The 12,282-nt window shown below is 65.1% G+C and carries 10 protein-coding genes and 2 pseudogenes; 4 read left to right on the top strand and 8 right to left on the bottom strand.

The genetic code is table 11. The annotated features are described in order from the left end of the window. Positions 1-2: 2 nt before the first annotated feature. Together AB0L58_RS10365 and AB0L58_RS10360 are read right to left on the bottom strand one after the other, a co-directional pair. A complete protein-coding gene (locus AB0L58_RS10365; protein WP_364384214.1) occupies positions 3-590 on the bottom strand; it encodes a hypothetical protein in 588 nt (195 codons plus the stop codon). Between the two features lie 230 nt (positions 591-820). After that, on the bottom strand, positions 821-1,834 hold the full coding sequence (locus AB0L58_RS10360) for an alcohol dehydrogenase catalytic domain-containing protein (RefSeq protein WP_364384211.1): 1,014 nt from the start codon (positions 1,832-1,834) through the stop codon (positions 821-823). A 238-nt stretch (positions 1,835-2,072) separates the two neighbouring features. Here AB0L58_RS10360 and AB0L58_RS10355 point away from each other — a divergent pair. After that, positions 2,073-2,810: pseudogene (locus tag AB0L58_RS10355) on the top strand (alcohol dehydrogenase catalytic domain-containing protein); the annotation flags it as partial. 54 nt (positions 2,811-2,864) lie between these two features. On the opposite strand, the pseudogene AB0L58_RS10350 reads toward AB0L58_RS10355, so the two are convergent. The 4 genes and pseudogenes from AB0L58_RS10350 to AB0L58_RS10335 form a co-directional block, all read right to left on the bottom strand. Continuing rightward, a pseudogene (locus tag AB0L58_RS10350) lies at positions 2,865-3,035 on the bottom strand (sigma factor-like helix-turn-helix DNA-binding protein); the annotation flags it as partial. A gap of 71 nt (positions 3,036-3,106) precedes the next feature. Then, positions 3,107-4,369, bottom strand: coding sequence for a hypothetical protein (locus AB0L58_RS10345; protein WP_364384208.1), 1,263 nt, complete (start codon positions 4,367-4,369; stop codon positions 3,107-3,109). Continuing rightward, complete coding sequence (locus AB0L58_RS10340; protein WP_364384205.1) at positions 4,362-6,242, bottom strand: hypothetical protein; 1,881 nt, start codon at positions 6,240-6,242, stop codon at positions 4,362-4,364. The genes AB0L58_RS10345 and AB0L58_RS10340 overlap by 8 nt, the downstream gene beginning before the upstream one ends. Then, positions 6,221-7,261 (bottom strand): DUF2235 domain-containing protein, encoded by a 1,041-nt coding sequence (locus tag AB0L58_RS10335; protein ID WP_364384202.1) that lies wholly within the window; start codon positions 7,259-7,261, stop codon positions 6,221-6,223. The genes AB0L58_RS10340 and AB0L58_RS10335 overlap by 22 nt, the downstream gene beginning before the upstream one ends. Before the next feature lie 295 nt (positions 7,262-7,556). Here AB0L58_RS10335 and AB0L58_RS10330 point away from each other — a divergent pair, with 295 nt between their 5' ends. Further along, positions 7,557-8,123, top strand: coding sequence for a hypothetical protein (locus AB0L58_RS10330; protein WP_364384200.1), 567 nt, complete (start codon positions 7,557-7,559; stop codon positions 8,121-8,123). Between the two features lie 67 nt (positions 8,124-8,190). On the opposite strand, the gene AB0L58_RS10325 is transcribed toward AB0L58_RS10330, so the two are convergent. Then, positions 8,191-9,051: a hypothetical protein gene (locus tag AB0L58_RS10325; protein WP_364384197.1), complete on the bottom strand. Its 861-nt coding sequence runs from the start codon at positions 9,049-9,051 to the stop codon at positions 8,191-8,193. Between the two features lie 850 nt (positions 9,052-9,901). Here AB0L58_RS10325 and AB0L58_RS10320 point away from each other — a divergent pair. After that, positions 9,902-10,447 carry an alanine-zipper protein gene (locus AB0L58_RS10320; RefSeq protein ID WP_364384194.1) on the top strand — a complete coding sequence of 182 codons (546 nt, stop codon included), beginning with the start codon at positions 9,902-9,904 and terminating at the stop codon, positions 10,445-10,447. 136 nt (positions 10,448-10,583) lie between these two features. After that, a complete protein-coding gene (locus AB0L58_RS10315; protein ID WP_364384191.1) occupies positions 10,584-10,925 on the top strand; it encodes a hypothetical protein in 342 nt (113 codons plus the stop codon). Positions 10,926-10,928: 3 nt separating this feature from the next. Here the strand turns inward: AB0L58_RS10315 and AB0L58_RS10310 are convergent, their stop codons facing one another. Further along, entirely contained in the window at positions 10,929-12,263 is a 1,335-nt protein-coding gene (locus tag AB0L58_RS10310; protein ID WP_364384188.1) for an aspartate aminotransferase family protein, read from the bottom strand. Positions 12,264-12,282: the final 19 nt, after the last annotated feature.

The following is a 12,282-nucleotide window of genomic DNA, read 5'->3' as shown; positions in this document are numbered from 1 at the left end:
GTTCAACTCGGCGAGGTGGTGGGCGCGCCGGAGCCATCGGTTCGGCTGTCCTCGGGCGGGAGGGGCGTTGTGATGCCCACTATCGCCCCGACCGACGCCCCGAGTGCGCCACCGAGCACGGCGGCGGGTCCGGCAATGACGGCCATGCCGACGGCCGCGCCGAGGAGCGGGCCGGCAACCAAGCCGGTCGGCAGGAACGGGATACCGGCGACGAACCCGGCGGCCGCGCCGACCGCGCCGGCGGCTATCGCGACGGGCGCGGACACTCCCGCGCCGATGCCCGCGCCGATTGCCGCACCGACGCTCGCGTCCACGGCGGTGACCGAGCATCGGCGGGGATCTACGGGGACGTGCTCGCAGAACGCCTGGATCGGCTCCTGATCCATGGCGGGCGGCGCGTCCGGTGCGTCCACCGCCCGGATTCGGGTCCAACTGTCGGCGCCGAGCGGATTCGCCGGGAATGAACGTTGCCCCAGCTCATGGTGCGAGAGCCAGTCCGCCGTCGTCGATGGCGTGGCGGGTGCCCGCGCGGTGTCGCCCGGGGATGCGCCGGCAACTCCTGTTCCGAGGATGACCGCAAGCGGCAACATGCTCGCAATCAATATTGGACGCGATATCGGACGCGATCCGCGCCAGCGACCGGCTTCCGGCATTCCGCACCTCCTGGGACGTCTACCTCTTAGTACTTCCGAAACTCGAGTATTTGTCGCACGTTGCGGCGCAGCTAGCTTAAGCGGCCGACGCGGCCGGATCGGGGAGAACTGTCGAATGTCGTGCACGCCAGGCAAATCTGTGGCTATGTCCAGCTGGTGGATGACCGTCAGACTGTGAGAACCATGCGGTATCGGGCCCGTCCCTGGTCCATTGCGGCATATGCCTCGGCGGCTTGATCCAGCGGCCGTTCCTGCATGCGCGTGCGCACGCCGGATTGGACCGCGAATTGCATCGTTTCCTCGATATCGCGCGCAGTGCCCGACGCGTGGCCGGTGACGCTCAGCCCGCGATTGATCAGCTGCGTCGGGCTGATCGGCAGTGGCTCGCCGGAGACGCCGATGGCGATGAGCTCACCGCGCGGCAGCAGCCCACCGACCGTTTCGGCCATGGCTGTGGCACTGCCGACAGTCCCCAGCACCACCGACACGCCGCCGAGCCCCCGCAGCGCTTCGCTGACGTCGCCGGCGGTCGAGTCGACGTAGTGGTGGGCGCCGAGCGCGCGGGCGTCCTCGGCTTTGCCCGCACCGCGGGCGATCGCGATCGTTTCGAAGCCCATCGCGTGGGCGAACTGCACGCCGAGATGGCCGAGTCCGCCGACACCCAGAATGGCGACGCGGTCGCCGGGTACCGCCTGGGATTCGCGAAGGGCGTGGAAGGTGGTGACCCCGGCACAACCCATCGGCGCGGCTTCGGCCAGGGAAAGCGCATCAGGGATGCGGGCCAGCGCATTGGCCGGGACGGTCACCGACTCGGCATATCCGCCGGGGTACTGCCAGCTAGGGACCTGGATGTTCTGGCAGTAGATGAAATCGCCCTTCCGGCATGGCACGCACTTGCCGCAATGCCCACCGAACCAGCCCACCGCAACGCGGTCGCCGACGGCGTAGTTGTCGACGCCGGCGCCGAGTTCGGCGATGGTGCCCGCGATCTCGTGCCCCGGTGTCAGCGGCCACGACATGCCAGGAATGGCTCCGCTGACGAACGCGCGGTCGGTGCCGCAGATCCCGCACGCCGAGACCGCGAGGCGCACATGGTCGCGGGGCGGTGAGTCTGTTTCGACATCGACCAGTTTCAACGCCGCACCGGCGGACTGCACGTGAACAGCATGATGAGTAGACATCGGTATCCTCGCTTTCCCTGGGGAGCGGCGGCGTCGGGGACCTCACCGCAGCGGACCGAGGCAGCGGCGCCGGAAATTCTCGAACGGTAATCGGGGACCAGATGGAATATCAGTTCTCACGGTTTATCTTTGTTGCCCTCGGCAACACCGGAGGTCATCACACGCCCCAGTGCAAAAGGCACCGGCCGAAATGATGCCGTGGAAATTATAAGTCCGCCGGTCTCGCCGTCAGCTGACAATGATCGAAGCCATGGCCTGCCGGAACGCGTGCGGCGGGCATCGTGAATCAGCTCGGGCGATTCGAGGCAGCCGATTCCTTTTCACGGCGGGCGAGGTCTACCTGATGGAAGGCGCGGCCGCCGAACAGGCCTGCCTCGATCACGCGCGCCGAGAAAGAAGGCTGATTGCCATGACCATCCCCGTCACCATGCACGCCCTGCAGCAGACGTCGCTGCACGGCCCGCAGGACATGCACCTGATCACCGACGCGAAGGTACCGGTCCCCGGACGCGGCGAGATCCTGATCCGGGTCAGTGCCGCCGGCGTCAATTTCGCCGACATCTCGCAGGCCCGCGGCACATTCCTGGGCGGCCCGAAGCCACCGTATCCGGCGGGCTTCGAAGCCGTCGGTGCGATCGTGGCCGTGGGCGAGGCAGTGACCCGCCACGAGACCGGTGACCGCGTCATCGGCGTCGGATACGGTGCTTTCGCGGAGTACATGGTGCTGCCCGCCGCCGCGGCGGTGCCGGTGCCGGTGGGCTGGCAACCGGAGCAGGCGCTGGGCCTGGTCGTGAACTGGCCCACCGCACTGGCCGCGCTCAGACCGCTGGGTCGCATTGCCGCCGGGCAGACCGTGCTGATCCATGCCGCGGCGGGCGGGACCGGCCAGGCCGCGGTGAAAATGGCCAAGCACTACGGCGCGACCGTCATCGCCACCGCTTCGCCGGGCAAACACGACACCGTGCGGGCATTGGGCGCTGACCATGTCCTCGACTCCCGAGGTGCCGATCTCGCCGCCGAGGTATTACAGCAGTTCGTCCAGCCGGGCGCGCGCCCGCTGCAGACCGCTCTTGACCGCCGCCGTGGTGGTGTCGAGGATTTCCGCGGTCTCGGCTGCCGAGAACGCCAGCACCTCGCGCAGGATCAGGATCGCGCGCTGGCGGGCGGGCAGGTGCTGCAGGCTCGCGATGAGCCGGTCGGAACCGTCGCCAATGACGACCGGCAAGAGGTGGCGAAGGAATCGAACCCCAGGTCAGCGCGGGGCGGGGCGACTCAGGCCGTCAGCGTCACCTCGCTCCACAGGTCACCGTTGACGGCGATCTTGCCGGGGACGACATCGGGTGCCTTGTCGGCTCGGATGACGGTGTGATCGTGCTGCACCAGCGAATCGACCAGCGATTTCTTGGGTATGGTCTTCGCCCATCGCTTGACCAGTCCGAACGGAATCATCGCGTAACCGTCCGTCTGCCAATCTTCTTCGATGAAACGTCGGGGGGTGGCGTTGTGCGAGCCGTGGTGTCCCACCTTGTAGAAGGCCAGGCGGGAAACAAGATCGACGTTGCGTGGCTCCGACAGCACGTGCTCCCATGCACCCTGCTGCGCGTCTCCCGGAAACAGCAGCCGGGTTCCGGCGATATCGAGCACGAAGAAGACACTGGTGTTGTTGACCGCGTTCTCGAGAATCGAGGCCGCGCGCAGCAGCCGGTCGTCATCGTCGACCAGTTCGTCCAGGTCAAGATCGGCCTTCGCCTCGAGCAGCCGGTCGGGCATGGGATTCCGTGCGATATAGCGCCGGTTGAACAGCGGTGTCGGCCTGCCCTCGGTGTCCGCGGCGTTGCTCGCGCGGACAAATGGCCACGATTGCTTCGCGGGCGGATCCATCCGCTTCAGGAATCGGGCATCGCGTGGCGGCCCGAGGATATGTGCGACGAGTCCGATGCGATCCACACTGATCGTATTCTCGGTTTCGTCCTTGTTCGGTAGGAACCGCACCCGGTGGGGTGCGGCGAACCCGCTGAAATTCCGGCCGAGCAGACGATCTGTCGCGGCGGCATTGCCTTGTGAGTTCACCGCGAACGCCTGTGCCTGTTCAGCGGTCGCCGACATCCGACGCCCGTTGCCGCGTCGTTCGATGAGCGCGAGCAGACCGTTCGCGGCCTCGGTTTGCCCGCTGCGGATCCGTCGCGCGTCTACGTCATCGGGGTCCTCGACGAACGGCACCCACACCTCGTCCACGGTCACCTGCTCCCATTCCCGGCAGGCGAATCCGGTGATGTGATCGGCGTGGTGATGGGTGGCGACCACGACATCGAGATGCGGGCGGCGGTGCGGATCGGCCTCGGTGAGGTCGGCGATGATCGCCTGCACGGAGTCCCGGATCGGGCGTGCCCGGCCCTGGCTGTGCACGCCACAGTCGACCAACATGCGCCACGTTTCGTTCTTGCGCCGCACTGTCACGGTGAAGGCGTCGCCGAATCCGACGTTGTACATCCGGACGGCAATCGTTGTCGGCGTCGACATGTCGTACCTACTCATCTGATTGTGCGTGGATCGCCGCGAAGTCGAGGCGGTGGATTGCGTGCTCGGCAGTCCACGCGCTCAATGCGTCGTCGGCTTCCAGTCGGTCGAACCAGGTACGCATCGCGGCCAGTCGCAGTTTGCCCGCTCGGTGGAACGCGATGGTGGTGTCGTCAGCCGCCGACGACTCGTCGCTGAACGGCAGCGGCTTGGCGATCACGTAGTCCACACTCCCGTCGGCGCTGACGACGAGCGCGGTGGCGGCGCGGATCACCGGTTGTTGCTTCCCCCGGCTCGCATCTTCGAGATCCGCGCGACGCTGCAACAGCTGAATGGCCAATTCGGGACGCGGCAACCGATCACCCGCCATGCGGTACGAGACGTGGATTCCCTCGCAGCTGATTTTGAACTTCGGATCCAGTCCGATTCGGGCGGCATTCGCATTGGCCCATCCGATGAGTTCTCGGGCTACCTGCTCGAAAACGGAGTGCCTGGTCGGGGAGCTGTCGCGACCGGAGGTGCCGTTGCTGTCGAGCACAGCGGGGGTACGCAATTCGCCCGGATTGCCTATCGGGTCGAGATCTTTCGATGCCGACAGGATGACCCGGGACAAATCCACCGGGTGATTGCCGTCGCCGAGGTGAAGCGGGGTATCCGGCCTTTGCCAGACCAACGCTTCATCGGTCAACGAGGTGACGCTTATCGGCCAGATGCCGCGCCGCCGCAGCGCCTCCACGAGCGTGCTGCGCAGGTGTTGCCGGTCTTCCGGATAAAGTCCGCGATCCGCGGTGACGATTGCCCGGACGACATCGCCGAATGTGACGTCCAATACCGGGAGGTAGTCGAAACTGCGCACGACCATCCCGAGCATCCGGTCCGCGGTCTTGACCGCCTCGTCGGCGATCCGGGATACCAGATCCGGGTGCAGGCGACCCGGAGGGAGCACTCCGGTGCCGCCACTGGCGATCCGCAGCAGGTCGGCGATCGCGTTCTGGTAAGCGTCCAGGTACGCGTCGAATACCGCCGCCACGAAACAAGCACCCCGTTCGTGTGGCTCCTGTGCCGCGCGAAATCGTTCGGGTGTGCGGCTGCGGTCCTTTATCGCCGAACGCAAGGCCGCGCCGCGTCCGGTGGACTCACCGAATTCCCTGGCCAAATCCAGCAGCCCCGCGCTCTTTTCGAGTTCTCCGGAAGTCGTCGCGATGGCATCCAGTACTACATCTCGGTGGGCGAAATGCTGGAACAGCGCGATCAGGTCGGCGACGGCCTCATGCCAAGCGAAGACATCCCGGTTGGTGGATTCGTTGTACAGCCGCCGGATTCGATGCACGATCGCATGCGTCACCTCGTGCGCGATGATGTCGCTCGACAGGCAGGTGAAGATGACCTGTCCGGGGAGATTCGCGCCCGGATTCTCGTCATCGGCCTGGTAGTAGCCGAACAGCAAGGCGCGCCGCTTCGGATCGAAATAGGCGTTCTGCCCCTCGAAGGCGTGCGGGACCAGCCGCAGGATCTGGTCGCGGTGCCACCGGAATCGCCGTCCCATGAATCGTTCGAACCGCTCGATGACACTCATCGCGACCGCATAGACGACCTGTTGATGCGCACGGGGATCACCTTCGCTGGGCCGAATTCCGTCCTGCGCCAATAGATATGGATCGTCCAGGTCGACCGGCTCATACCAGGCGTCACGGCTGGCGTCGAAATCGACCACCTGCACGAGGGCCCCGTCGGGTCCCGGCCCGCGGATATGTTCGAACGGGATATCGAGGGTGAGGAACTGGCCGGACAGCCGCGTCGACATCGGGTCGAAGGCGAAGGTACGCAGTCTGCGCCGGGCCGGCGGGCAGATTCCGATCGCGTGCGCCGCTAGATTCGCGGTTTCGTCCATTGCTCGTCCTCCCACATGACGTCCCGGGGGATTCGTTTTCCATAGCTCGCATCGCTTTCGCACCGCGACCGCACGCTCGCGTGCACCCTGGCGCCCGGCGGAACCCTGCGTCGGCGGTAGGTGAGCAGGGCCCAGATCCGGCCCATCCGGTGCACGTTGCCGTTCGCATGCGCGGGGCTCACCGCACAGGTATCCAGGTACGTGCCGGCGCGCAGTAGCAATCCGGCCTCCAGCGCACCGTCGGTGATCCACTTGAGCGCGATCTCGGCCAGCTTGGGATCGTCCTCGAAGGTCCCACCGACGTCGGAGTGGACACCGGCGAACCAGGCCTCGGTGAGCACCGGCCGGTCCCCCTTCGGGATGACCAGGTATTCCTCGTACGGCCGGCGCTTCTCATCGATGGAAACGGCGTGGTGTGCCTTCATCACATTGGGCACCTGCCTGGTGAAGGGCCACTTCAGTTCCCAGCGAAGCAGCCCGGCCGCCTTGACCGTGTCCCATACGCCGAGGAATTCGATGGGAATCGAGTAGCCGCCGTCCGCGGACTTCGTGCAGAACGTGCGGGCGTATCGGCGAAGTTCCGGCCAGTTCGTGGCCTTGCGGGTGTAGGCGCTGACGACATACTGGACGAGATTCTGACTGCCCGGACGCAAGAGGCCCGGCTCGTGCAGCAGTCCGGCCAAGGCGCGCGCGGTATACGCGCCGCGGCTGAAGCCGAAGATGAACACCCGGTCGCCGACCTGCCAGTGCTCGATCAGATAGGTATAGGCCTCGGCGAGATTCGAACGCAGCCCGCTGCCGACCGCCAGTCCAAGCACTCGGGAGAACCAGCGGGCCGGTGGCGACCATGCCCCCTGCGCACTGAAGGTGCCGACACCCGGGTCGTAGTAGGCGATCTGTTCGGTGGCATCGCTCAGATCCAGCATCTCGAACAGGCGGACCACATTGGTGCTACCGCTGGCGCGGACCTGATTGCCTGTTCCGTCGAGACAGATGACGATGTTCTTACCAGTGGACACGCAAAAAGTGTGGCCCCGTCGAGCCGGGAAGTATCGAGTAGTGCGGTACCCGAATTTCGCGTCGATCGGCGCTGGATTTATCGGTGTTCGTCGGCGCTGTACGTAGTCCGGCGATGCGCTCGGCGAAGAAATGGAATCTACCGCTCGATGTTATTCGATCGGAATCCGATCACATTTCCCTAGGGGGTTGAAACCGACCTTTGTTCCGCAAGAAGTTGTCGACTCAATCAACTGACCGGCGCATGATTATATCTATCCGGTGCCGGTTGTCGGGGAACGTCAATGGAAATCGGAAATGATTGGAAGTCCAATGTTCGTCAAGAAATTGATAGCGACCGCCTTTATGGCCGTCGCGGCGACCAGCATAGCCACTGTCACCGCACATGGTGAGGGGATGCTGGCCGATGTCAGCATCACTGCTGCGGATGGCCCGATCGCCTACACGACGAGTCTCGCGGCCGATCACACGAGCGCACTGGTAAGCCTCGACTCCGGCAGATTCGTCCTCGCACCCGATGCCGTCACCGTCCTGGCGGACAATGGTGCGGTAGTCGGCAGCATTCCGACGACACTGCGCACCGAGGCCGGACAGAGCCTCGCGGTGACACCCGCGCTGGACAGCACCAGCACACAATTGACCCTCACGCCGGTCGGTGGACCGACGACCGAGGCTGTCAACTCCCAGAATATGCCCGGCGTACATCAGGCATGGGGACCGATTTCGATCGCTGTCGGCGCCACCATCGGCTGCTTGGTCGGCGTTGCGATCGGTATCTGGTTCTTCCTGGTCGGCGCCATCTTCGGCTGCGCCATCGGTGCAGCCATCGGTGCAGCCATCGGCTTCTTCTCGCCGTTCCCGTGATAGGTCGAGCCGGCAAAGACCCGCATATCGGTCCCGATATGCGGGTCTTTCCTTGTGCGCGTGGGCGTTACCTGCTGAGTGCCGTCTCGCGCGCCGGTCGGCGGCGATCGGCGGTCCTGGTTCGACGGACCATCCGTCGGCGGACCTGGGGGTCGTACACGGCCAGGTCATCGTCGAACGCCAGTTGTTCCCAGAGGAATATGTCGGTGTCCGACGCCTTTTCAGTGGACTGCTGCGGAGGGTTTTCCGCCGCGGCGACATTCGGCTGGGGAGCGATCAGGCGAACCTCGAAGTTTCGCTTGCACAGGCTCATGACACCGGCGGCCAGCGCGGCACCGCATGCGGTGATCACGCCGAGCGTCGCGGCGGAATCGAGACCTGCGTTGGCGATTCGGTGCTCACCTGCGAGGTCGATTGGCGAATTGTCGCCGAAGAGCCAGCTGAAAAGTCCGGCGCGGGTCGCGGATTCGGTGATTTCGCGCAGCTCCGGTGCCTTGCCGTTGAGGTAGCTCAAGGCGGCGAGTGCGAAAAGCGCGGCCGCACCGCTGCAGCCCAGCACCAGATGGGAAAACATCCGGCTGCGGAACCAGAAAAACATGACGGTCGTGACGACCGTACCGGCGACCGCCAGGGTGGTCAGGACGGCCCAGGTGCTGCTGATGCTGACCACGGATTGGTAGGAGCCGGTGGTGAATCCGTCGATTCGGCCGAAGGCATTCGAGGTGACTGTGCCGTTGGGGCCGGTTGCCGAAATCCAGGGCTGGAACAGCAGCAGAAAGGTGAGCAGACCCAGACCCGGGGCACATAGATAGCCCCAGTCGGATCGTAGATCGAAACGTTGCGCGGTCACCTCGCCGATGAGATCGTCATCGTTCTCGGGGCGACCGAGCTGAACATCAATTTCTTGCCAAGGCGTTGTGTGTGCCATTTCTAACCACACCTGCTGTGCCACTTCCGGATTCGAGGAAGTGGGCGCTGCGGGGCATGTCCTCCTGGGACGAATAAAAGGAATTGGTACAGACGACATCGTCTGTTAACGAAAAGTTACGTTAGAACTTCGCGGGCTATGGGGCAACGTGACCCCGTCCACACAAAACTTGTGAAACGGTCGTGATCGGAGCGTCGTCGAGCCGCACGAATTCGCTGAAACTTGCTCTGTCTTAGGTGTTTTCGCGGTTGACATATCGGGCAGGAGGACGGGCGGGTGCGGCTCCGGCAACCGCGCTGGTTGTGACCTGATAGACAGCCACCTCGGGATGCCTACCAGCGCACCGAAATCGAGCTACCGGACACATGGCAGCGAACGGCACCGCCCCCGAGCCCATCCAACAGCGATTCGAGGCCGACCTCGAATCGGGCGGCTCGATCAGCCTCGCCGCGGTCAGTTCGCGCACCGCGACCAGCGCGCCATAGCTGGTGCGGCCGTGCGGTCAGTCGTGGCATGACCGTCGCGTCCTCGACCGGTCCTGGGCTCGTGTAGATGTTCGGCGAGCACGCGGTGGACCTGACCGTGCGGCATGGCCCAGATCGACGCGGCAGCGCCCAGGGTGGTCGGCGCCGGTCGGGATTTCATCCTGCGCGGTGCCGACGGTCGGATGAATTGCCGTTAGTCATGGGCCGGTGATCGGGTAGGGGCGAGCGCTTGGGCCGCGTATGCCCCGCATTTCTGTTGATTGCTCTGAAGTTGCTGCGGCGCCGTGTGGTCTCGGCCAAGATGAGTCCCGTTGGTATGCGAGTTCTTCCCGTTTCACCCACACTTACTGGAAGGGAGCTCGATCATGGCAGCACAGGACACAGCTACTGAACAGCGGTCGGCGAACGGCACGCGCCCTGGCGACGAGATGGATATAGCCAGGAGGGACGCCGAAATGGCGCAGATCCAGTGCCAGGCATACTGCAGTGAGGCGCGTATGGAGGCGCAGAACGCACGCCAGGCCGCGAACCAAGCCGAGGCCATGGCGCGTCAGGCGCAGACACAGGCACGTCAGGTAAATCATCAGGCACAGCTGGCGCAGCAGAATGCAAACCAGGCGGCGCAGCAGGCGCAGCAAGCACGTCAGCAGGCGCAACATGCCGCAAATCAGGCGCAACAGGCCCAGAGTGATGCGGATCGTGCGCAGAACAATGCACAGCAGGCCCAGTCGGAGGCCAATCAATGCCTGCAACGGGCCACCTCGGCGCAGGAACAGGCCGAGCAGGCCACCCAGTTGGCGCAGCAGGCCGAAGATCAGGCGGCGCGGGCGAACGAGCGGGCCAATCAGGCGGACATGCAGCTGAATCAGATCCGGCAGCAGACCAGGCATATGCAGTTGATCAGTCGCTGACCAGGGTGTAAACGACGTGGGGTGACCACGTAGCCGGCGACCGGCTCACACCGAGCCGAGTGGTGGGGTCGGTCGTCCGGCTGGGTACGGCAGCATCCCGGGCGACTGGCGACCATCGCCACCTACACTGGCCCGCATGTCTGTGCCACGGATGCTCGCACTGTCCGCGTTCGCCCTGCTCACGCCGCTCGCGGGGGCGGCGTGCTCATCCGAGGGGGCCGGGTACAAGTCCGAGTGTCAGGTCAGCGGTTGTACGGTGACCTTCACGCGCGGGGTGAATGCCAAGGCCAGCGTGCTCGGCATCGAGGCGGAACTCGTTGCGGTGAACGGCAATACGGTCACGTTGAAGGTGGCCGGTCAGCAGGTCGATATTCCGGTCGGCCAGACCCAACCCGCCAACGGATTCAGCGCGACGGTGCAGGAAGTCACCGATGACAAGGTCGTAATTCGGCTCACCACCGGCGTCAACGGCAATTGATCCCTAGCCGCGGGTGACGGCGTCGCCGATCGCCTGATCGAGGATGGAAAGACCGAGGGCCAGTTCGTCTTCGGTGGCGGTCAGAGGTGGGGCGATGCGGAAGACGCCGCCCATGCCGGGAAGTTGCACGATATTCATATGCAGGCCCAGTTCCAGACAGCGCCGTGTGACGAGTGCGCCGAGCGCGTCGGAGCCCTGCTTGGTTTCGCGATCGAGGACGAGCTCCAACCCGACGAGTAGGCCGCGGCCCCTGATATCGCCGACTACGCTGTGCCGCTGCCCGATTCGCGCCAGGCCGTTGTGCAGATAGGTGCCGAGTGCCGCGGCGCGCTCGTCGAGACGGTCGCGGACGAGGACGTCGAGCACGGTATTGCCGACGGCCGCGACCAGCGGATCCGAGACGTGGGTGGTGAAGAACAGGAATCCGCGATCGTGTGCCCGCTGCTCGATGTCGGCGCTGGTGATCACGGCCGCGAGCGGCAGGCCCGCGCCGAGTGTCTTGGATAGCGTCAGGATGTCCGGCACCACCCCGTCGCGTTCGAAGGCGTACCAGGATCCGGTGCGGCACAGACCGGTTTGGGCCTCGTCCAGGATCAACAGCATGCCGCGCTCGCGGCACTTGTCCCGCAGCGCGGTGAAGTAGCCGGGTGGTGGTTCGACAACGCCGCCGGAACTGAGTATCGGCTCGACCAGGCAGGCCGCGAGGCTGCCGACCGACTGGGCATCGATCAAATCGAAGGCGAAGTCGAGTTGTCGACGCCAGTCGAGTTCGCCAGCGGGCGTGGTGAAATCGGGACGATACGAATTCGGTACGGGAATGGCGAAATTCCCCGGCGCGGCCGGGCCGTAGCCCTTACGGCCCGCGCTGTAGGTGGCATTCGCCGCCGCCTGCGTCATACCGTGCCAGGAGCGTGCGAACGAGACGATCTCGTGTTTTCCGGTGACCAACTTGGCCATTCGGATCGCGGCCTCGTTCGACTCCGCACCGGTGGTCAACAGCAGGACCTTCTTCAGCGGTTCGGGCAGGGTCTCGGCCAGACGGCGGGCGAGGTCGACGACCGGGCGACTGAGCATGCCGCTGAACAGGTGGTCGAGTTCGCCGACCTGGCGTCGCACTGTCGCGACGATATCCGGATGCGAGTGTCCGAGAATGGCACTCATCTGCCCGGAGGTGAAATCCAGTATCTCCCTGCCACTTTCGGTGTACAGAAAGCTGCCTGCAGCCCGCGCGATGATCTCGCGGGTGAATTCGCCCGCCCCGGCATAGCGGACCAGGTGCCGATCGGCGTCGGTCCAGAACTCGTCGGCGGACAGTGCTGCGGAGGTGGGAGCGGCCATATTTCGACGGTAAACGCGA

The sequence above is a fragment of the Nocardia sp. NPDC052112 genome (assembly GCF_040680135.1).
Classification (GTDB): Bacteria; Actinomycetota; Actinomycetes; order Mycobacteriales; family Mycobacteriaceae; genus Nocardia.
Note: the sequence above shows the minus strand (reverse complement) of the source record. Positions and strands in the feature narration are given on the sequence as shown.